This window comes from Rugamonas sp. GW822-FHT03B10 (genome assembly GCF_058801745.1).
In genome coordinates, this window is record NZ_JBXANP010000009.1 from 1 (window position 1) to 21,099 (window position 21,099).

Here is a 21,099-nt window from a genome sequence, read left to right on the forward strand (position 1 = left end):
AGGATTCTGGAACCTATGAAATGGCGTTACCCGACATGGTACCCGATGTCAATTTCCACTGGAAACGGCATAGAGCCCGTTGTTGAAATGGTCCACAATATTACGACAGATTACCCGGTAACGGGCTGGACTCGAATTCGCTAACAAGGGTCGTCCAATTGCAGTTGCCCGAAACCGGCCAGAACCGGACCATCAAAATTTTAAGGCACTTCATGCGCAAGCTTATTGCTGGCATCGCGACATTATTAAGTATTAAGAGCTCGGTAGCGGCTCAGGAATTGCAGTCACAGCCAAAGCAGATACATTACCGCGGAGGACTGGTAGTATTCGCATTGCCGGGCACCTGGATTGAGGAGTACGAGCCAGAAGGGGGCGGAGTCTTTTATGCTCCCGGAGATGATACAGGCACGCTACGACTGGATGTTATCACTGCTAAATCACCGCACCCCGTGACCACGGCTGATAGCGCCGCAGTACTTTTAAAGACTGGCGATTCGGATGTAGAGTCATTGCCAACTGGGGCAGCGATAGCTAAACACGTTTCGAGGGAAGTTGATCGTGGCACCCCCATCACGATCTATTGGTGGTCGGTGGCAAGCGTTGTTGAACCTGACCATGTTCGCATCGCAAGCTTTAGTTACTCGATTTTGAGCTCCCAAGAGAAGTCGACGCGCACAGCTTTGGACCTGTCTTTTCTTGAACAATCAATTCGAGACATTCGTTTTAGCCCGGTTCTAGGGAAGTAGCAAACTATGGATCTTGCCGGATACGGCCAGAAGCTGCCGATGAGCATAGGATTTATCGATGAACGAGTGGTTTCGGTATAACTTATTCCGATTTCGGCTACGCAATACATAACCGTAATCCGTTAGTGTTATTGTTTTTTTGTTTGCATCATTGATTTATAGGAAGAAAAATATGCCCTGTCGTGTGTGCGGTAAACCTGAAACAATCAAAGCGCATCTTATTCCTCGATCTATGTGCACTGAAGTCCAGGTGGGAAAGGCTCATGCCGTGACCAACTCCGATGGTCAGTTTAAATCTAGCCAATCAGGGCTTTGGGACATTGGTATCCTTTGTGAGGAGCATGACGGCAAGCTTGGCCAATACGAAGAAATTGCCTTGAAAGCATTTCAAAGATTAAGATCCGAAGCTTCAGGGAAGGATTTTGGTTCTTACGAATTAATGGAGGTAAGTTCTGAGTCGCTACTAAAATTTTACGCGGCAATTTTATACAAATATGCAATCACAAGGAAGGATTTGGGTCAAATCAATCTTGGCCCTTTCTTGAATCCGCTTCAAAATTTTCTATTCTTCAATGCACCGATACCAAAGTTTCTTGATGCGCTGCTTATCCGCCCCAAGTTGCACGCTACTGATGGCGATGTCTTTGCGTATAGAGCACCAAAGCTTGATAGAAAATTCGAACGAAATATGTATCGCATGATGCTTGGCGGCGTAATTGCATATGTCTTGATCGATAATTCTTCGCTGACAACCTCACAGAAAATGGAATTTTGGATTAAGGGGATGAAAGTGCCAAAATATACGATTCAGCCTGCGCAGAAATTCGAGGAGTTTGAAATTTCACAAAAATTAATTCAAAATAATAATCGTCTTTCAGCTTATCTAGGAAAACAAGAGACAGCATAAGTCGTTGGTAATTTTGATGCGTAGAACTTTTACCCTAGGCGATTAAGATGATTCTCGGAGGTCAGCTTCGGGGCGGAAGCCGCCTGTCAACGCACACGTTCCGCGGCAGCCGCGTAGCACACGCTGCTAACCGGGCCATCAATTGGATCGTATAGCATGCGAATCGTTGGTGGGTTGCCGTGGCCGATATCCTATCGCTTTATCCGGCGAGACCATGCGCCGCATGAATGCGCCAGCAATGAAGAAGGATGGGCGATCAGAGCGCTCAAAGAAGGCATGACGGCGTTGCTAGATGGGCAAACGACGTAACGCCCATCAGCATTAGTGGGCAGACGTTTCTTCGTCTTAGACTTTTGATGTGGCGGCGTTCTAAGATAACGTATGGCGGCGGTCTAGGCGAATGGGTGGCGGCGTTCTATGCGATTAGGTGGCGGCGATTGCGCGAATACTCATGTTACTACAGCACGATCACTTCATCACTGTAGCGTTCGGTCGCGCGGGCGCCATTGCACAAGACTGAGTAGATGGAAAAGCCCAGCCGCTCCTTGTGTTCTTTCAGGCAGGTCTCGAACGACTCGTCAATCTGACAGTCGCCGTCTGAAATCAGGAGGACATCGGCCTTGAGGAACTGCGGGTGGTGATCAATGATGTCAACTGCCCGGCGCAAGGGGGCGGTAAAATCGGTGCCACCGCCGAAGCCCTGGGCCAGAAAGGCCAGAAGGCCTGAAGTGCCCAAAGCGCTTTCGAGTCGATATTCGCGCAACTGACCGGCGTCGCCAAACAGCAGCACATGCAGCGATCGCCCTTCGCTGGCAAGCATGGTGGCGCAGGTCAGTAACAGCGCCTTGGCCTTTAGCATCGGCACGCCCTGCATGCTGCCCGAGGTGTCGAGCAACGCGACCACCGGCCCCGTGCGCTGTGCCTGGTGGTTGGACTCCGGGCTGTCGTCCGCGCTGGCTCCCTTGAGCGCATAGGACATTAGGTTGTGTTCCAAAAGGCGCGCATAGAACAGCAGTTCGAGAGTGTCGTCCTCCAGGTTGACCAGTTCGCTAGGCAGGATGCGCATCAGATCATCGCTGCGCCGGGTTCCATGTACTTCGCTGCTCCCAGCCGCGGTGATTGTCCTTTGCCGCTTCTTTTCCGGGTCAATATAGTTTCGTCCCAGCTGGCGTACCAGCGCACGGATGCCGACGTGCTGTTGCAGCAGCTGCGCTAGCGCTGAATAATCTTCCTGTGTCGCGGTCAAATCTGCATAGGAAAAAGCCGAGCCGCCGCAGGCATCGATAAAGGCGCGCGCCTCGGCGTACTTGGCAGTGATGGCTTCCAGTGCCTGCTGGAAGCTGGCCAGGCGTTGGCGAACGGTCGACGGGATGTCTTCATCGGCGATCTCGTCGGCATAGGCCGCAGTGGCATCGAGCTGGGCCTGGATCATGGCGACGTTCTCGGGGCTGAGCGGCAGCTGCTGGAAGTTGCGCGCACTGGAGTCCCAGTCTGGTGCCGGCGTGGGCGCGGCGTCATCTTCGTACTCTGCCTGCCAGTCCCACAGACGCCACTTGGTAGCCCCCAGCTTGTCGGCGGCCGCGTGTTTGAGCGCCGTGATGGAGGGCTCCCAGGTATCCCACTGGGTGAGCCGAGCCAAGGCGCCGGCCAGCGGCCGGGACCGAGGCGCCCGCTGAACGCAGCGGGAGGAGAAATGATGGCAGTTCTTATAGACTAGTCCGTAAAAGCCGCGCTGGCCCAGGGCGTCTTGGGCGGCCGCAGCCACCGCCGCATCGCCGACAGCACCATCGGCATCGCAGGAGACATAGATCTGCCGACCCAAAACGCTCTTGGAAGTAAAGTCATCGGCCCGATCTACGCGCACTGCGCTCTCGGCAAGTCCCTCGACAACGATATTAACGATCTGACCGTCGTCGGCATAGATGCCCGAGTGTTCGACCGCAACCCACAGGTCGCAATACAGCACGCTGCCGGGTACCGGCGTGACCTTGGCCCGGAAGGTACTGTCGATAAAATACTTGATGTTTTTGATACCGAACTGCAGCGCGAGGCCGGGGCCCAGCTGTGCCGCGCGCCGGAGCAGAGATAACATGGCCACCCCTTAAAGCCAGATATTGTTTTGCACCTGGCTGGCCAGCAGGTCAACCGTCCCGGGCCCGCCGGCAGCCATGGTATCCGCCCGAAACGGTCGCAGGCGCGGCCGGGACGCTGTATCGTCCCACTCCCAGGTGGTATCGAAATTCCACTTCAGCTGATGTTCAAAATAGCGCTGGGTGAAATTACCAGCGTCCACAGTCTTACTGGAGGGGCCGTCGCTTGCGCTGTCGCCCGCATTGCTATGCAAGGAAATGTTGTTTTTCAGGGTTTCCCGGTCGGTGTATTTCGCGATGCGATGCAGTTGGACGTTATTCGGGACGTCCAGTTTGCCCAGCGCGCACTGCTGCACTGTACTGTTTTCGCACCTGTACACCATGCCGGAGAAGTACACCGATGCCGAACTGCGTGAGTACAGCGCACCGCTGACAATACAACGCGCCACCAGGCTACCTTCACTGAGCGTTGCGGCGATCCCGCCGCGATCAGCTGAAATGGGACGATCGGTTCTCAATTCAACGCTGCAGTCGGCGATGGAGCTGGCGACCACATTGCGGAAGACCAAGATGTCGCGCGCGGCGCAGCGCTCGACGACGCTGTGCTTTAGTTCTCCGCCGATGAGGGCGTAACCGGAGCGGGAATCGGTAATCGTGCAGCGCGTCGCGGTCTCGGCGATCATATTCAAATCCGTCGAGCAGTTGGAAATCGTGCTGTCGACAGCATTCTTGCTGATTAAATGGCCGTCGCTTTCGCAGTTGGTGATCTGGCTGCCGTTGACCTGTCCCGCCAAGTAGAATCCCTGCAGCCGGACGTCGCTAACTTGGGTATCCGCAGCGAGCGCGGAGAACAAATTCATTGGTGCAACTGATGCGATAGAATTTGCCATTGCGACCGCCACCCCGGTTACGAAGCTGCCTGGGAAGGCGCCGGTGAGACCGGTCACGTTCTTCTTGGCTCCATGGCGGATGCAGTAGCCGCCGCCGTCAAAATGACCCTTGAAATGGATATCCGGCCAGACCGTGATGGCACTGCAATCGATATCGGCGGTCTGGAGGAAGTGATAGCCTTGCTGCCCCACCTCGACACACTCCAGCGTCATGAGGTCATGGACCGAGGCCACCCGCAGCGGATCTTGCGCGGTTCCACTGCCAGCCAGTCCTGCCACGCTGGCGCCCGATGGACTGGAGCGTTCGGGCGAGCTGTCGACGCGCGCTGACGACGAGACGTCGTCCTTTGCAGGGGCCGCATCGGTTGCCGGGATGGCGGGTACCATGCGGCTGCATTTCTGCAACGTTGTCAGGATTAGGTCGCGCACCTTCGCGATGTTGTCCGGATGGTTCCAGAGGTAATCCTTCAACGTCAACAGGTCCGACAGGTCGGCCTCGTCGCGGCCATTACTGGCGGCGGAAACCTGGATCAACAGGATAACTTTTTTCAGGCGCCGGTCCGATAGGCGCTCACGGGGATCGTCCTTGAACGTTTGTTCATGACGTTCCCAGATCCCCAGCACGGCATCGATAATCGGCTGACCCAGAGTAACTTTTCTGGCCAGTTTAGTCAGCTCCGTTAACTCGGTGTTGTTCAACGGCTCGGGCGCGCTAGCCACCGCCACCGGCGCGAACAGTTGGGCGCGGCCGGCGGGACTAACCACATCGACGAATACGCGGGCAAGGAAGCGGTCGTACAAAGCGCTCAGGTCTTCCTGTTCGGACGGCAGCTCATTGGAGGCGGCGATCAGGGTCTGCATCGGGACCGTGTCAATGTGGGCGCCGTTGTGGTACTTGCGTTCGTTCAGGATGGTCAGCAGGGCATTCAGGATCGATGAGCTGGCCTTGAAGATCTCATCTAGGAAAGCGACCTTCACGCTGGGCAGGTAACCTGTCGTATTGCGGTGGAAGCGGTCGGCCTTTAATTGCGTGATCGACAGGGGACCGAACAGCTCATCAGGGGTGGAAAACTTGGTCAGCAGGTATTCGAAATAGTCCAGCTCCCCGGGCGGCGAGAAGCACCTGGCCAGGCGGCGCGCCACTTCGCTCTTAGCGGTGCCCGGTGGGCCGATCAGGACCACGTTTTCGCCCGCAATGGCCGCCAGCAGTGCGGTCTTGAGGGTAGTCTCCCGTTCTATCAGGCCATGATTGAGCTGCTTCAGCAAATGTTGAAATCTTTGTTTCATCGTGCACGCCTAAATTTCCGATTTGGAACATTCTATAAGGAAATAGGTCTACCACGCCAGCTAGATCCACTTAGCGGTGTTTTAGCCTGATTGCTGCGCAGCCCGGTGGAAATGGTCTGCGATCAGTTCCTCCAGTATGGCCTTGGCGCGAAACAAAGGCCAGCTACGGCGAGGGATATGATCACACGGAACTAAACAACTACCGTCTCTACACTAAAAAATTCGGTGGACGAATCGATATCCACGAATTTGTCCGGCTTCTTGAACTCCGAGCGCAAGATGAAACGATTGTCATCGCCAAGTCTGTCACTGATGTGTTCGAACTCGATCCACAATCCTCGAAAGAGCGTCACTGTCGAGAGCTGATCTTGAAATATGGATACGAAGGCCTTGCCAAAGGGCGGGTTAATTTGGGGAACAATGCAGAGAGGCCTCATCACGCCTCCCTCGAAATGATCGTCACTACCTTACCCGACTCCGCGAGTTCCTTTCTCAGGCGCGACGCGGCAGCGCGCTCGCGCGCAGCCTCTTTCTCGGCCTTATCTCGCGCATTGAAATGTGCCAATGCGGCCGCCTTATGAGTGTTTATCTGAGCTCTCAATTCGGCGTTGTCGGCGCGCAGCCGCGCGATGACTTCGGTCAAGGTCGTTGGCAGTCCGTTGTGGCCACTCTTAGCCTGTTTGATCAATTCGCGTACACGCGGATAGCGGCATCCCATTTCCATGGCGATCAGAGTACGCGAATGGCCCGCTTCCAGCGCAACATTGGCGACGTTGACTTTCAGTGTTCCCTTAGCCCTGCGGACCTTCAGCTGTTTGTTTTTTGGCTTACCATCTCGCAACCGGTCAATGGCGTCCAGAAAATCCTGCTCGATAGGATCCTGCGGTGGGGCTTCTTTCTTAAGTCTAGGCATGTCCGTTCACCATGATTGACGCCACGCGAGCGTCCAGCGCATCCATGTCAGCGCCGAACTGCTTCAGGATGCCACGGGCCTGGTCCGCACGGAAGCGGATTTCCCGGAACGGGCCGGAGTGCGCGCCAGCCGCACTGGCCTCACGCACGGACACCTCGCACCCCACGTAGCGATCAGACCAGAACTGTTCGTGGCTCCTGTCCATGATCGCACAGGCGCAACCGGAGCATACACTCGGCTCGCGCGTCGCTGTATTGGGCGCCCTGCGCAGCCAGACCGGAGTGTTCGATGCATCATGGCAGCGCATCTTACTGACCCGAGTCGGGCAGCAGATTGCATATGCCGTGAAGAACATCTTAAGATCGTTGCGCTCGGTCCACTCGACGGCTTGCCGCCACTTCTCCGATGTCGGCAGCTCGCCAACGTCGGCACGCAGCTTCGCCAGCGCCTGCTGTAGCTGATCGCCCATCCTTCCTGCCAGTTTGCCTTTTCCAACGACAATGTCGAACACAGCAAGATTGGTCTTTTGGGTGGACATGGAATCAAGTTCGCTCAAAAGCAGCGGGTTACGACCGATGTAGCCGCCTTCCGTCATCGCCAAGCTCATATGATGGAACTGCATCTGAATCGCGGGCAAAAGGCGGGAATCGCAGGCCAGCGCGAATTGGGCCCAAGCCTTGCGCAGCATGTGATTGGTGAAGACCGTTCCCTTGCTTTCGCGCCAGCGTACGAGATCGTTGTCCTCGGTCTTCCGCGCGCTCTCGTTGGGTAGGTCAGACAGGTCGACCCAGCGGCTGATGAAGCGTTTCATCGAACCATTAATCGCTGAAGATGCCATCGGGCCAAGCCGCGTCGAAGCAACACCTAACGTCATGCCACACCGGCTGGCAAGAATTAACCGGTCGGTTTGCGCACATGCACTCCATGGTTTGTGCAAACTGCCGAGAATTTGTAGCGCTCGCACTGCTAGCGGCGTTTCGCTACTTCCCGCAGGACGCATACCCAACACCCAGTCTACCTCACGCGGCAAGCCCTCTTCGGTCTTTGAAATCTGGGATCTGATAACAAACCACTCATATAGGCCAGTGGTGCTAAGCTCCAGGCGTACGCCGCGTGGAAGGCCGGTGGCTTCCTCGGTTCCAGCCAATATCCCCAGCAGTTCCGACACGCGCATTCCAGTGGTCGCCTGCACGATGATTGCAGCAGAGTCTCGCACTGCTTCCCACAATTCCCTGACGCGACCCATTCTTGCATTTTGACGGTCCGATGACCGCTTATATGCCGAATCGAGCGGTTCATGCCACGGCTCACTATCCCCGGGTGGAGCGCTAAACTGAAATTCATCAAGAAATTTATTGGCGCGGCTCATCCTTGCGTCGGCCTTTGTGCCGGCTCTAAAAACAGCCACACCGCTGCCACGAGATCTTTTCATCTTAAGCGTAGTACCGGCGAGTGGGTCGCGCACTACGTCAAGCAACCTAAGTACATCGTCAGCTGGTGTACCGAGAAACCACGTGGCCTTGTTCAGCAAAGGAATCGCTACCTCGTCTGGCAAAGGCTTTATCCATCCCATGGCCTTAGTCGCCACCCCCTTGGCAACGGATTGCGCGCTTTTTCCTTCAAAAGGATGACTTGGCAGCGAATCCAGTCCCATCCTCGCCATCGCATTCCGCTGATTCCAAAGATGCATCAGCGGAGTCAGCGCCCTTCTCGCCGTGCCCACGCTAATCTCCCCGTCACTGGAACGGGTCGATATATACTCCCCGAGCTGGTCAACGTAGTCACGGATCACGGCGGGCGTCAGTTCATTCACATGTTGGTATCCAGAGTCACTCATCCAGGAAAGCAGCCATTTGAGTTCATTGCCGACTCCACCCATAGATCCAGGCGCCGGCTTGCATCCGTCAAATGGCACCACCAGACGAACGAGAGTCAGTATTTGTGCCCAGCGCAAACGCGAAGAGTGCTGAGCGTCGGTAAGTCGGCTGCCGTCAAACAGGACCAATCCCCAGTTAAGAGTGGAACTTGACTTGTGATAACCCGGTGTCGGATTAGAAAAAAACCAGACTCTATCCTTGAACTGGCTATAACCGCTGACTTGATATTCGCCGAGCTCTTCGCCATTCATTTCATAAATCTTTTTCCGTTCCGGCTGCTCGGTATCATTGCCTTGCTGGATTGTGTCCATATTTCTAACCCACATTAGGAAGCCAGGCGGAAATCTCTTGCGACTCCTTCAACACGCCCGGAGGAATCCACGCCCGCAGCGCTGCCAAGTCGGCCAGGACCGGAGTCCAACGTTCGATCCATGTCCGCGCACTCATCGCACCTTGGCTCCGATAGATTGCAGCCTCGAGCGCAGTATAGAACCCGACGCACTGCGGATCGCCCGGATGCGCGACCGCCAGTGCACAGGAAGGACAACCGCCGTAGTCCTTGCACAGCCTACCTTTCTGCTGGTTTGGCCGCGGCGAGTCGAATGGATCAAGACACGAGAAACCCGGGGTCGCGGCTCCCTTGTCCTGTCCAGGCACCAGACGCCTCGGGTCAATTCTCCCTTCCGTTTGCAGCCAACGCTCCCGTAGCACGATGACCTGTCCAATCCGCTCCCTGTAGCGAGCCTTAACGCCGCCGCTTGTGTAATGGGTCCAAGTAGTCGCCGGACTGCCATGGTTACCGACCTTGCGCGCTGCTTCAAGGCTGCCGTTCATGAACTGGACCAGATTGAGAATGGTCGGACGCAACTGGCCCAGCGTAAATGGAGGGAGCTTATTGTCTCTGATGAATTTCTTGAGCGAATACGTCCAAACAACATCGCTCGTTGTTGAACAAATCTTTTCTCCGTCCAAACCAAAACCCTTGGGCCGCTTTGCTCCAACTTGCTGAACGTACACGAACAGACGATCCGCGTGCTCTGGTGCGAGATGCGGTCTAATGCGTGATGTAATATCCCGCAAGCAGAAAAGCACCTGTTTCAAACTAAGTTCAGAGGACACCGCCGAATCCGGATCAAGTAACCGTACCAGATCACGAACGGCCCGCCCCTTCAATCCAACGATCTCAATCGCATCTGTTCCGGCCCGGTCCTTGTTAAAGTCAATGTGCGCCCAATTCAGGCTCAATACCGTATCTGGATTAAAGACGGTGGCGATAGCCAGGAGCACCGCGAATGGTACGAGATCGAGGCCCGATGCGTAGAAGTAGGAATTGATTTCTCTCTGACCGTGCGTACACTGCACAGCCCACCCCAGCGCCGGGTACTTAGCCTGTAACACCTTCAGTTCGGGAATCACGCCAGTACAGGCTTCGTCCACGGCGGCGAGACAGACCGCAAAATCATGGTAGTCGGCCCGAGTATCATTCGTGCCCCTTGCCGGGTCTCGCAGCTTCTTGCGTCCCTCTGCCAGAAACACCTTTGCCTTTTCAAAGCGCTGAATGACGGACAGTACTGCCTTCTCCGCAGCCTCGAGAATCGCCAGCAGTTGCTCGACACCCAGCACTTCCGTTGGCGTTCCTTTTCTGACGGCTCCGACAGGTCCGGGCGGAACCCGCTCGGCGATGCGACGGGCAGCGCGCGCCCACGGTCCAGTGTCAAGTTTATCAAGAACCGCGCGCAATGCACCTAGCGCGTCAGTCACGGTATTGGGATGGAGCGCCTTGGAGCGCAGGCCAGAGCTGGTCAACAAGCTGTCTCTGAACCCGCTCAGGACCTCGTCGTCGATTTCGTCAGGATGCAGCATATGCGTCCATTCCGACTTCAGATATGGGAAGAAATAGCTTCGCAGATTAAATCTACCTCCAATGCGTGATCGCGGCGAGAGCACGTCCCCCCAGCAAAGAAATGCTTCCGCAAACATTGGCTGGAGGTTGGGGAAGCCCAGCAGAAAACTTATGTCCAACTGGTGCGGTGCGCGCCCGCCATTCCGAGGGAATATGGCAGTCAGCGTCGGTGCGCCGGTCTTCGGATCAACACCGTGCGCAATGCGGGTCTGGGTGATGGTCCCGATTTTTTCCGCCTGCTGCACTTTCGCCTTTGCCTGCGCAACATTACTGGCAGCCGAAGATAGCTTCTTGCCTTTGCGCGGCTCAAACTCTTGCGGGGACTTCGGTTCGATTGTCATAGTCCGAGCATCTCTCTTACGTCGAGCAAGCCTGGCTGGTCAGTGAATATTTCTACATGCGACAGATAAGTGTCGATTGTCGTTTGGAGATTTCGATGGCCGAGTTGGGCCTGTATCTTCTTCCATGGCTCGGCGTTGCCGTTGGCTCGCTCGACGTGATAGGTCAGTACGGCATATGTATGGCGCAAATCATGTATCGAGTGCCGTGGCGTCTTGTATGTGAATTTCCTTCCTGTGTCCGGATCGGTTTTCTCGACGATCTCCACCAATCCCAACGACAAGCAAGCCTCCCTGAACATTTTTTGCAGCGCCGCGTTCGTAATAGGCCTTCCAGCGCTGGAGGTATGCTCATGCCCTAGTAGAAGACGCGTCGGCGGGTGTCCGCTCTTGGTCTTGGATGCCCGCAGCGAAGCCGCCCGCTCACCATCCATATACGCATGAACATCCATAACTAGCCAGGCCGGGATCATTACCTGACGCGTCTTGTTCCCCTTACCATGGAGGATGGTGAGCTCCATGCCGACGAAGGGTGCGCAACGGTCAGGACTCAGAGTCATAAACTGCAGCGTGGTCAGGTTGTTGATTTCGCCCAGCCGAAGGCCGACGGCCCATCCTAGATCGCAAATCAGACGATCGCGCGCCATGCGTTGATCGCCATCGCGGGCGTCGGCCTGCGGGCCGACGTGACAGAGCAGGTTTTTCAAATCGCGCGACATCAGTGGATGAATTTTGACGCCAGGCCGCGCTTTTGGAAGGGCCCGATCCCTGCTCTTCATGACGCCAGCGGACCGGGTATGCGCCATGGCGTCCCGATCAACCGGCACCTTGTGATCCGATAACGTCAAACTTGCCCCGATATCACCGTGATACGTACCTCGGTCCAAGCAGTGCTGATAAAAAGCACGTACCACGACCATGGCATCGTGTACGCCAGCCGCACCATAGGCCTTCCCGGTTCTCTGACTGATCGACCCCAGATACGCATCCCTGAAATCGACCCGGTCTTGTTCGCTCGCGTTCAGCCAGTCACGATCAATAGCCTGCAAAAATTGGAACCAACTCTTGAGACCATACGCGGCTTTTGCCCAAGTGTGTGGACTCGGTGTAGAACCTGACTGCACATAGCGCTCGCCCAGGAATCGCGTGGGTCCCTCGAACAAGTCCAGTTTATCCCTTGTTTCCAGAAACAATGCCGGCGCACCTTGCTTCAACTCTGGATTGCCGGTGTTATTGATAAAAAGGACGATCTCCGCTCGAAGAAACACGTTCACCACCTTGTCACTTGATCGAAATTTTCATGAACAAATAATTTATCAGAGTAGAACAAATTACCTATAGATCAAGGGAAAAAAGGAAAATATCTGCACAAATCTAGTGGTTCAATGTTATTGACTTCGAAAAGAAAATTTACTCCTGACTCTCAATGAAAGTAGATCTTAGACTTCGGTTTACATTTCATGCTCGCAACCACGGTAGGGATTGAGCGACACGTTGAACGGGATATCGGGCGAGGCGTTGCGGCTCAGGATGCTGCGGGCCTGTTCATGCGTCACCTGCGTCTTCCAGCCGCGCTGTTCCTCTTCCTCTTGCTCCCAGCCGTCGTCGAACGGCGCGCGCGCGTCGCGCTCGAAACGCCCCTGCAAATTGCTGACGGCGCCGCGCCCCTTGGTGGCCTGCAGTGGCCGGGGCGGCAGCATGGTTTGCTCGAACTGTTCTTCCGCATCGGACATGAGACACCCATAACTACTGTATATTTAAACAGCATTCTAGGTAGATGCGGCGGCAATAGCAAGGCAGATTTGATCCCCGCCCCTCCAGTTACGGCCCGCAAACTGGTATCATGCGAACAAACTTGGGGAGATGTCATCCCCACGCCGCGCGCGCCGATTGCCGCGCCGGCGGGCCTGTAGCGCCCCTGCCCCACCCTACAACTGATCAGGATGCCGCCCGGAGCATGGCGGCGCCCTGACTTACTGACGCGAGCACCCCATGACCCAACCCACACCTGCCCAACCCTTGTCGTTCTGGAGCCGGCTGCCGCTGGCCTTCAGCGCCTTCGTCAACACCTTGTCGGACGCCGGCTACGCCAGCCGCCTGCAGCGCATGAACGACGCCGCCAGCTATCCGCCGGCACCCGTCGCCGCCCCTGCACCGGCGCCCGCCCCCGCGCCGCTGCGCATGGCCACGCCCGACGCCGCCTTGCAGTTGCTGAGCCTGCTGCAACGCGAAGCGCGCCTGATCGACTTCACCCAGGAAAACCTGAGCGCCTATGCCGACGCCGACATCGGCGCCGCCGCCCGCGTGGTGCATGAAGGCTGCGGCAAGGTGCTGCGCGAGCACTTCCATATCGAACCCGTGCGCGCCGAGGCCGAAGGCAGCCGCGTGGTGCTGGAGGAAGGCTTCGACGCGGGCGCCGTGCGCCTGACCGGCAACGTGGTCGGCAAGGCGCCGTTCCGCGGCACGCTGAGCCATCGCGGCTGGCGCGCCACCAACGTGCTGCTGCCGAAACTGGCCGAAGCGCACGACGCCAGTGTGCTGGCCCCGGCGGAGGTGGAATTATGAGCGATCCGCGCTATGCCATCGGCATCGACCTGGGCACCACCCACAGCGCCCTGTCCTACGTGGACCTGGCCGCCAGCGACGGCGAGCAGACCAGCCACGGCGTGCTGGCCGTGCCCCAGCTGACGGCGCCCGGCACGGTCGAGGAACTGCCGCTGCTGCCCTCGTTCCTGTACCTGCCGCACGCGGATGAACTGGCGCCCGGCGACCTGAGCCTGCCCTGGGCCCAAAGCGCCGCCGAACAGACCGCCGTCGTCGGGGAGATGGCGCGCAGCCGTGGCGCCACCACGCCGATCCGTCTGGTGTCGAGCGCCAAGAGCTGGCTGTGCCACCCCGGCGTGGACCGCCGTGGCCCCATCCTGCCCAACGACGCGCCCGAGGAAGTGACGCGCGTATCGCCGCTGGACGCCTCCACCCGCTACCTCGCGCACCTGCGGGCGGCGTGGGACGCGGCCCACCCGGACGCGCCGTTCGCGCAGCAAGCCGTCACCGTCACCATCCCCGCCTCGTTCGATCCGGGCGCGCGCGAACTGACGGCCGACGCGGCCCGCGCCGCCGGCTACGACGCGCTCACGCTGCTGGAGGAACCGCAGGCCGCGCTGTACAGCTGGATCCAGGGCAGCGCCGGCCGCTGGCGCAAGGAGGTCAAGCCGGGCGACGTGATCCTGGTGGTGGACGTGGGCGGCGGCACCAGCGACTTCTCGCTGATCGCCGTGCTGGAACGGGACGGCGTGCTGGAACCGCACCGCGTGGCCGTGGGCGACCACATCCTGCTGGGCGGCGACAACATGGACCTGGCGCTGGCCCACCTGGTGGCGCGCAAGCTGTCCGCCAACGGCACCACGCTCGACGCCTGGCAGATGCGCGCGCTCACCTACGGCTGCCGCGCCGCCAAGGAAGCCCTGCTGGCCGACGCCGACGCGGCCACCTGGCCGATCGTCGTCCCGAGCCGTGGTTCCAAGTTGATCGGCGGTTCGATCCGCACCGAACTGACGCGCGAGGAAGTGAGCACCTTCATCCTCGACGGCTTCTTCCCCGCCGTGGAAGCGTCGGCCCGGCCGGCCGTGCGCACCCGCGCCGGCCTGACCCAGCTTGGCCTGCCGTATGCGCAGGACGCCGGCATCACGCGCCATCTGGCCGCCTTCCTGGCGCGCCAGTTGGGCGCGACGGCGGAGCTGGAAGGCTATGCCGGCCGCCAGAACGCGGACGCCACCTTCCTGCATCCGACGGCCGTGCTGTTCAACGGCGGCGTGTTCAAGTCCGAGCTGCTGGCCCAGCGCGTGATGGCCACCCTCAACGACTGGCTGTACATGGAAGGCGCGGAGCCGGCCCGCATGCTGGGCGGCGCGGACCTCGACCTGGCTGTGGCGCGCGGCGCCGCCTACTACAGCTACGTGCGGCGCGGCAGCGGCGTGCGCATTCGCGGCGGCACGGCCCGTTCCTACTACGTGGCGATCGAGTCGGCCATGCCGGCCATTCCCGGCATGGAACCGCCGATCCAGGCCCTGTGCGTGGCGCCGTTCGGCATGGAGGAAGGCGCGGAGATGGAACTGCCGGCGCAGGAATTCGGGCTGGTGGTGGGCGAGCCGGTGCAGTTCCGCTTCTTCGGTTCGTCCGTGCGGCGCCAGGACCAGATCGGCGATCTGCTCGACAGCTGGCTGCCCGACGAGCTGCAAGAACTGAACGAGATCGCGGCCACGCTGTCGCCGGAAGGCCGCCAGGCGGGCGACGTGGTGCAGGTCAAGCTGCACGCGCTGGCCACGGAATCGGGCACGCTGGAACTGCTGGCCGTGGCCAACGACGGCCAGCGCTGGAAGGTGGAGTTCGACGTACGCGCAGGAGCCACAGTCTGACAATGGCCCACTACCTCGTCAGCATCGACCTGGGCACCACCAACACGGTGCTGGCTTATTCGGCGCTGGGCGCCGCGCCGGAGACGGCGCAGATCCAGCTGTTCGACATCGAACAGCTGGTGGCGCCGGGCGAGGTGGCGCCGGCCGCGCTGCTGCCGTCGCTGCGCTACCATCCGGCCAAGGGCGAGCTGGCCGACGGCGAACTGCAACTGCCGTGGCGGCAGGACGACGTGGCTGGCCTGGCGCAGGTGGTCACGGGCCGGCTGGCCCGCGTGCTGGGCGCGCAGGTGCCTGGGCGGCTGGTGGCCAGCGCCAAGAGCTGGCTGTCCCATCCCGGCGTGGACCGCATGGCGCCCATCTTGCCGTGGGGCGCCGAGGAAGGCGTGCCGCGCGTCTCACCGGTGGCGGCCAGCGCCAGCTATCTGGCCCATTTGCGGGCCGCATGGAACACGCGCTTCCCGCAACAGCCGCTGGAACAGCAGCAGCTGGTGCTGACCATCCCCGCCTCGTTCGATGAAGGCGCGCGCGCGCTGACGCTGGAAGCGGCGCGCATGGCCGGCCTGCCCGGCCTGCGCCTGCTGGAGGAACCGCAGGCGGCCTTCTACGACTGGCTGTTCCGCCATCGCGCCACGCTGGGCGAGGAACTGGCCGACACCCGGCTGGTGCTGGTGTGCGACGTGGGCGGCGGCACCACCGACTTCAGCCTGATCAAGGTGGAGCTGGTGGACGGCGTGCCGCAATTGAGCCGTATTGGCGTGGGCAACCACCTGATCCTCGGCGGCGACAATATGGACTTGGCGCTGGCCCACCTGGCCGAGAGGCGCATGGCCGCTGGCGCGGCTGGCAATGCGGGCAACACCGGCGAGGTTGGCAACGCTGACAACCCCACCCGCCTGTCCGCCGGCCGCCTGGCGCAGCTGACGGAACGCTGCCGCGCTGCCAAGGAACAACTGCTGGCCGCCGATGCGCCCGAGCGCGTCACGGTCACGCTGCTGGGCGCCGGTTCGCGCCTGATCGGCGGCACCCGCTCGGTGGAATTCACGCGCGAGGAAGTGGAACGGCTGGTGGTCGATGGCTTCTTCCCCATGGGCGCGGTGGACGAAGGCGCGCGGCGCGGCCGGGGCGCCATCGTCGAATTCGGCCTACCTTATGCGAGCGACCCGGCCATCACGCGCCACCTGGCCAGCTTCCTGCAACAGCACGCGGGCGCCACGCGTGCCGCGCTGGGCCTGGCCGACGATGCGCCGGTCCCGATTCCAGATACCTTGCTGCTCAACGGCGGCGTGTTCCGCGCCGACGCGCTGGCGCGCCGTCTGCAGGCTACGCTGGCGCAATGGCGCGGCCAACCGCTGCGCGTGCTCCACAACGACAATCCAGACGTGGCCGTGGCCCGTGGCGGCGTGGCCTACGCGCTGGCCCGACGCGGCGCGGCGCCCGCCATCACGGGCGGTTCGGCGCGCAGCTACTTCCTGGTGCTGGACGAGGAACAGCGCGCGGACAAACCCTGCCGCGCCATCTGCATCCTGCCGCGCGGTACGGCCGAGGGCAGCGAAGTGCTGCTGTCGGAGCGCAGCTTCGCTTTGCGATTGGGGCGGCCAGTGCGCTTCCACCTCGCATCCTCCACCGCGCAATCGGGCGCGGCGCCGCTGGCCGGCGAGATGGTGGATTTGAACCAGGGCGACTACGTGCGCCTGCCCGCCATGGCCACCGTGCTGCGCGACAGCGGCAGCGCGGCGCGCAAGGAAATTCCCGTGCAACTGGCCACCTCGCTGAGCGAAGTGGGCACGCTGGAAGTGCACTGCGTGGCCGTCGCGGACGCGGGCGGCACCCAGCCGAAAGGTGCGCCGCATGATCAGCCGCATGCCCAGCCGGAAGGCCAGCCGCAACAACGCTGGCTGCTGGAATTCCAGCTGCGCGAAGCGAGCGCGCCGAACGCGGACGCCAGCGCGGCGCCGGACGCGCAACCGGCGGCCTCCCATCCGGGTCTGGCCGTGGCCATCGAAAAGATCGACCGCATCTTCGGCGCCCGCGCGCAGCAGGTCGAATTGAAGGAGGTGCGCCAGTTGCGCACCCAGCTCGAAAACGCGCTGGGCAGCCGCGAAAAGTGGGCCACGCCGCTGCTGCGCCAGTTGTTCGACGCGCTGCTGGCGCGCGCCAAGGGCCGGCGCCGTTCGGCCGACCATGAGCGCGTGTGGTTCAACCTGTGCGGCTACTGCCTGCGTCCTGGCTTCGGCTACACGCTGGACGAATGGCGCATCGAGCAGTTGTGGGCCCTGTTCGAGACGGGCGCCCAGCATCACAAGGACAGCCAGGTGTGCGCGGAATGGTGGACCATGTGGCGCCGCGTCTCGGGTGGACTCGATGCGACGGCGCAGTTGCGCATCCTCGACGATTTCGCCTTCAACGTGCAGGCCGACGCGCAGGAACGGGGCCGCCGGCCACACACGCTGGTCGATGGCAGCGACGACGACATGCTGCGCCTGGGCGCCTCGTTGGAACGCATCCCCGGCAACTACAAGGCGGAGATCGGCGCCTGGATGCTGATGCAACTGGAACAGGCCACGACGGCGCTGCAACGCACGGCGGCGGCCAAAGGCGGCGCGGCCGCGCGCTCCAGCAGCGCGAAGGCCGATGCCACGGCCAAGGCGGAAGCGGCGCAGGCCCGCTACCTGTGGGGCCTGAGCCGCGTGGGCGCGCGCCAGCCTTTCCACGGCAGCGCGCACGACGTGGTGGCCACGGCCACCGTGGCGCAATGGCTGGCCGTCATCCTGGCGCTGGACTGGAAGAAGGTGGAACCGGCCGGCTATGCGGCGGCCCATCTGGCGCGCATGACGGGCGACCGTTCGCGCGACGTGGACGAGGCGTTGCGGGCCGAGATCCTGCGGCGCTTGTCGGCCGTGGGCGCGCCCGCCAACTGGAGCGCCATGGTGCGCGAGGTGGTGCAGCTGGACCAGGCCGACGAGAAACGCCTGCTCGGCGACGCGCTGCCGCCGGGCTTGAAGCTGATCGCATGATCCCGCCGCCGGCACATGACCGGCGCCCATCAAACCGGCCCCCGCGCTCCCGTCACATACCCTTGCTGCTGTCCGACGAAGCCATCGAAGGCCGCGATCAGCGGCGCGAACGCGGCGGGCCGGCCTTCGAGCTGCTGCAGCGCGTAGCAGGTCGCCTCCAGCGTCGAAAGCTGGTCGGGCAAATGGGCTTTGCGGATCAGGTAGTGCGAGGGTGGCGTGTCGCGCAGCGGCAGGCGCGGCAAGCCTTGCAGGGCGGGGTTCAGGTACAGCATCTTGCGGCTCTTGCGCCATGTCCCGTCCAGCACCACGAGCCGCAGGCGTTCCGGCTCGGCACACCACGCGGGGTCGAACGGTGCGGACGGCACCATGACCGGCCCGCCCGCCTCCACCGTCTCGGGATACAGCAGCACGGGCCGGCGCCCATCGGCCGTCAGCCACGACGCCAGCGCGGCCGGCGCGAACGCCTCCCCCACTTCCATCCGGCTGCGCGCCAGGCTCAGATGCAGCAGCCGCGCGCTGCCCTTGGCGTTCGCCACTTCCATCGGGTGTTGCAAAATAAGGACATCAACAGCGTTGTCGAGTGGCGTCACCCAGCGGCAGATGCAGGCCGATTGCGCGCGCAGGCAGGTGGCGCACATGGCGCGGCGGTGTCCACCCGCCGCATCGGGATTCAGAGGGTATGTCATAGCGCGACATTGTACCGAAGCGCCACCCTCGCATTGGCCATGCGGCAAGGAAAGTGTGCCGCTTAAAAGAATTATTGAAACAACAAAATAACCAACACGAAAACAGTGTTAAAAATAGTTCTCAAAATATTAATCATGCAATAGAAATCATGTAAGCCTCTGCTTATACTGGGTGGGCCAAACGGGCACAGTCTGCGTCTTCCCCCGCTCATACCAACACCAATCAACCGGAGGCATTCATGAAAACCCTACCCCGTCTGCTCGCCGTGGCCGCCGCGCTGGCCGCCATGCAATCCGCCGTCGCCGTCACGCTGCCGATCAATACCTACACCGCTTTGCCCGGCACCACCGTGGCGGCCGAACCGCAACTGGCCGGCGTTGTGCTGGAAGACCAGGTGCAGGCCTTCTCGTTCAACAATGGCAGCGGGATCGTGTCGGGCACGGTGCAGTCGCGCGTGGTGCGTTCCAGCGTCGACGGCACGCTGGACTTCTACTGGCGGGTGATCAGCGACCGCAGCTCGGCCGGCGATATCGGTTCGTTCCGGCTCGGGAACTTCATCGCGCCCGAATATAACGCGAACTGGCGCAGCGACGGCCTCGGCAACGTGGCGCCCGATTCGGCCTACCGCTTCGGCACGCCACTCGTGGGCTACGTCAACTACATCTTCGGTCACACGCAGGGCGATCCCTACCTGACGCCGGGGTCGGAATCGTACTTCATGTTCCTCGATACCACCGCCACCAACTACGGCAAGACGGCGGTGTACGACCTGACCGATCCGGGGCAGGGCCACATTACGACCAGCTATGCCACCTTTGCCCCGGCCGTGCCGGAGCCGTCCACCTACGCCATGCTGCTGCTTGGCCTGGCCGGCGTGGGCGTGGTGGTCGCCCGGCGGCGCAGCTAGGCGCAGTCAGGCACCTTCAGGCCCGATTTGGCGCGGTTGAACGCGACCAAGCGCCGCTACGCATTGGCGGCGGGCGGCGCAGCGCCCAGCAAGTCTTCAAGGCTGGCCAGCGTGGCAGGGTCTTTGACGACAGCGCGCAGCCATAAATGCAATGGCTGCTCGCCCCAGCCGGCCGCCTTCTCGGCCAGATAGGCCACGGGGCTATGCGGCTCGGTGCGCCGGAAGAAGTCGGCGACCAGCCGCAACTGGGCCAGTGCCTGGTCGCGGCTGCGCAGCGGTTCTCCCGGCTGTGATCTGCCATAGCCCGTTGCCTGACGCAGGTCGTCACTACGCGCCCCTTCCATCTGGCCGTCCGACTCCCCCGCGAGCACGCCACCGGCCAGCGGTGCGACGAAATGGATCAGGCCCTGCAGCGCCTCGCGGGCGGCGGTGAAGGCCGGGCCGTCCACGCCAAGACGCGCATCCACGGCCTGCTCCAGATCGGCCAGCGTGGCCAGGCAGTATTGCGCGTCCGCCAGCAAGGCCGCGTTGTAGCCGGCGCTGTTACGGCGCCGCTGCGCGTCCAGATCGGCCAGCGCGAGGCCGGCGTCGGGCGCGCTGCCCCAGCCCTGGTTGTCCGCGCCGCCGCTGCCTGCGGCACGCTGGCGCGCCGCGTCGAAGTCGGCCCAGGTGTAGCCCATCTCCTCCGTCACGGCCATATCCCGCAACAGTTGTGGCGTGCGTGCCAGCAGCCAGCCAAGGTTGCCCACGCGCTGCTCGAACTGGCCATCATCGGCCAATGGATAGAGCCCGTCCCAGTAGTGTTCGCACAGGCCGGCCAGCACGGCGAAGCCATCGCCCAGGCCGCGCAAGCCGCGCGTCTTGGCATGGGCTTCGGCCAGCCAGACGGCCAGTCGCAAATCCTTGCTCTTCGATTCGATCAACCGCGCGCAGCGGCTGCCGACGAAGCCCCAGTCGGCCTCCTTCAGCGCGACCACCCATTCGCCCTGGTCGAGCGTGGGATCGTCGTAGGTGCGGGCCTTGGCGATGTCATCGAGTTCGCTGCTGAACGACAGGTCTTCGCCGCAGGTTTGCGCGGCGCTGATGGGGAGAAGCAGTTGCGCGATGCTGAACATGGCTGGCCTC

14 protein-coding genes and 1 pseudogene are annotated in these 21,099 nt (G+C 61.1%); 6 read left to right on the forward strand and 9 right to left on the reverse strand.

Annotation, left to right across the window (positions count from 1 at the left end):
• Positions 1-158: 158 nt before the first annotated feature.
• Positions 159-746 carry a hypothetical protein gene (locus AC1RQG_RS15820; protein ID WP_493132976.1) on the forward strand — a complete coding sequence of 196 codons (588 nt, stop codon included), beginning with the start codon at positions 159-161 and terminating at the stop codon, positions 744-746.
• 268 nt (positions 747-1,014) lie between these two features.
• The gene (locus AC1RQG_RS15825) at positions 1,015-1,653 is read left to right on the forward strand and encodes a hypothetical protein (RefSeq protein ID WP_493132977.1); all 639 of its coding nucleotides are present in this window, start codon (positions 1,015-1,017) and stop codon (positions 1,651-1,653) included.
• A gap of 457 nt (positions 1,654-2,110) precedes the next feature.
• Here the strand turns inward: AC1RQG_RS15825 and AC1RQG_RS15830 are convergent, their stop codons facing one another.
• From AC1RQG_RS15830 to AC1RQG_RS15860, 7 genes and pseudogenes are all read right to left on the reverse strand, one after another.
• On the reverse strand, positions 2,111-3,745 hold the full coding sequence (locus tag AC1RQG_RS15830) for a vWA domain-containing protein (protein ID WP_493132978.1): 1,635 nt from the start codon (positions 3,743-3,745) through the stop codon (positions 2,111-2,113).
• Positions 3,746-3,754: 9 nt separating this feature from the next.
• Complete coding sequence (locus AC1RQG_RS15835) at positions 3,755-5,920, reverse strand: AAA family ATPase (protein WP_493132979.1); 2,166 nt, start codon at positions 5,918-5,920, stop codon at positions 3,755-3,757.
• Between the two features lie 436 nt (positions 5,921-6,356).
• Entirely contained in the window at positions 6,357-6,833 is a 477-nt protein-coding gene (locus AC1RQG_RS15840; RefSeq protein WP_493132980.1) for a hypothetical protein, read from the reverse strand.
• The gene (locus AC1RQG_RS15845) at positions 6,826-9,021 is read right to left on the reverse strand and encodes an integrase (protein ID WP_493132981.1); all 2,196 of its coding nucleotides are present in this window, start codon (positions 9,019-9,021) and stop codon (positions 6,826-6,828) included. Before AC1RQG_RS15845 ends, AC1RQG_RS15840 begins: the two co-directional genes overlap by 8 nt.
• A gap of 4 nt (positions 9,022-9,025) precedes the next feature.
• A complete protein-coding gene (locus AC1RQG_RS15850) occupies positions 9,026-10,954 on the reverse strand; it encodes a hypothetical protein (protein ID WP_493132982.1) in 1,929 nt (642 codons plus the stop codon).
• Positions 10,951-12,225 (reverse strand): tyrosine-type recombinase/integrase, encoded by a 1,275-nt coding sequence (locus tag AC1RQG_RS15855; RefSeq protein WP_493132983.1) that lies wholly within the window; start codon positions 12,223-12,225, stop codon positions 10,951-10,953. The genes AC1RQG_RS15850 and AC1RQG_RS15855 overlap by 4 nt, the downstream gene beginning before the upstream one ends.
• Positions 12,226-12,411: 186 nt before the next feature.
• A pseudogene (locus tag AC1RQG_RS15860) lies at positions 12,412-12,684 on the reverse strand (PA0069 family radical SAM protein); the annotation flags it as partial.
• A 259-nt stretch (positions 12,685-12,943) separates the two neighbouring features.
• Between AC1RQG_RS15860 and AC1RQG_RS15865 the strand changes: the two are divergent.
• The 3 genes from AC1RQG_RS15865 to AC1RQG_RS15875 are packed head-to-tail and all read left to right on the forward strand — an operon-like array spanning position 12,944 to position 18,380.
• Positions 12,944-13,516, forward strand: coding sequence for a DUF2760 domain-containing protein (locus AC1RQG_RS15865; protein WP_493132984.1), 573 nt, complete (start codon positions 12,944-12,946; stop codon positions 13,514-13,516).
• Complete coding sequence (locus AC1RQG_RS15870) at positions 13,513-15,366, forward strand: Hsp70 family protein (RefSeq protein WP_493132985.1); 1,854 nt, start codon at positions 13,513-13,515, stop codon at positions 15,364-15,366. Before AC1RQG_RS15865 ends, AC1RQG_RS15870 begins: the two co-directional genes overlap by 4 nt.
• Before the next feature lie 2 nt (positions 15,367-15,368).
• Complete coding sequence (locus AC1RQG_RS15875) at positions 15,369-18,380, forward strand: Hsp70 family protein (protein ID WP_493132986.1); 3,012 nt, start codon at positions 15,369-15,371, stop codon at positions 18,378-18,380.
• Between the two features lie 29 nt (positions 18,381-18,409).
• On the opposite strand, the gene AC1RQG_RS15880 is transcribed toward AC1RQG_RS15875, so the two are convergent.
• Positions 18,410-19,066 carry a tRNA-uridine aminocarboxypropyltransferase gene (locus AC1RQG_RS15880; RefSeq protein ID WP_493132987.1) on the reverse strand — a complete coding sequence of 219 codons (657 nt, stop codon included), beginning with the start codon at positions 19,064-19,066 and terminating at the stop codon, positions 18,410-18,412.
• A 239-nt stretch (positions 19,067-19,305) separates the two neighbouring features.
• On the opposite strand from AC1RQG_RS15880, the gene AC1RQG_RS15885 reads away from it, so the two are divergent.
• Entirely contained in the window at positions 19,306-19,974 is a 669-nt protein-coding gene (locus AC1RQG_RS15885; protein ID WP_493132988.1) for a PEP-CTERM sorting domain-containing protein, read from the forward strand.
• A 56-nt stretch (positions 19,975-20,030) separates the two neighbouring features.
• Here the strand turns inward: AC1RQG_RS15885 and tssA are convergent, their stop codons facing one another.
• The gene (tssA, locus tag AC1RQG_RS15890) at positions 20,031-21,089 is read right to left on the reverse strand and encodes a type VI secretion system protein TssA (RefSeq protein ID WP_493132989.1); all 1,059 of its coding nucleotides are present in this window, start codon (positions 21,087-21,089) and stop codon (positions 20,031-20,033) included.
• Positions 21,090-21,099: the final 10 nt, after the last annotated feature.

Bases quoted from the DNA above. Each gene is read 5' to 3' on its own strand.
- AC1RQG_RS15830 (WP_493132978.1), bottom strand. From the start codon at position 3,745: ATGTTATCTCTGCTCCGGCGCGCGGCACAGCTGGGCCCCGGCCTCGCG.
- AC1RQG_RS15835 (WP_493132979.1), bottom strand. From the start codon at position 5,920: ATGAAACAAAGATTTCAACATTTGCTGAAGCAGCTCAATCATGGCCTG.
- tssA (WP_493132989.1), bottom strand. From the start codon at position 21,089: ATGTTCAGCATCGCGCAACTGCTTCTCCCCATCAGCGCCGCGCAAACC.
- AC1RQG_RS15840 (WP_493132980.1), bottom strand. From the start codon at position 6,833: ATGCCTAGACTTAAGAAAGAAGCCCCACCGCAGGATCCTATCGAGCAG.
- AC1RQG_RS15885 (WP_493132988.1), top strand. From the start codon at position 19,306: ATGAAAACCCTACCCCGTCTGCTCGCCGTGGCCGCCGCGCTGGCCGCC.
- AC1RQG_RS15870 (WP_493132985.1), top strand. From the start codon at position 13,513: ATGAGCGATCCGCGCTATGCCATCGGCATCGACCTGGGCACCACCCAC.
- AC1RQG_RS15850 (WP_493132982.1), bottom strand. From the start codon at position 10,954: ATGACAATCGAACCGAAGTCCCCGCAAGAGTTTGAGCCGCGCAAAGGC.
- AC1RQG_RS15880 (WP_493132987.1), bottom strand. From the start codon at position 19,066: ATGACATACCCTCTGAATCCCGATGCGGCGGGTGGACACCGCCGCGCC.
- AC1RQG_RS15875 (WP_493132986.1), top strand. From the start codon at position 15,369: ATGGCCCACTACCTCGTCAGCATCGACCTGGGCACCACCAACACGGTG.
- AC1RQG_RS15865 (WP_493132984.1), top strand. From the start codon at position 12,944: ATGACCCAACCCACACCTGCCCAACCCTTGTCGTTCTGGAGCCGGCTG.
- AC1RQG_RS15845 (WP_493132981.1), bottom strand. From the start codon at position 9,021: ATGGACACAATCCAGCAAGGCAATGATACCGAGCAGCCGGAACGGAAA.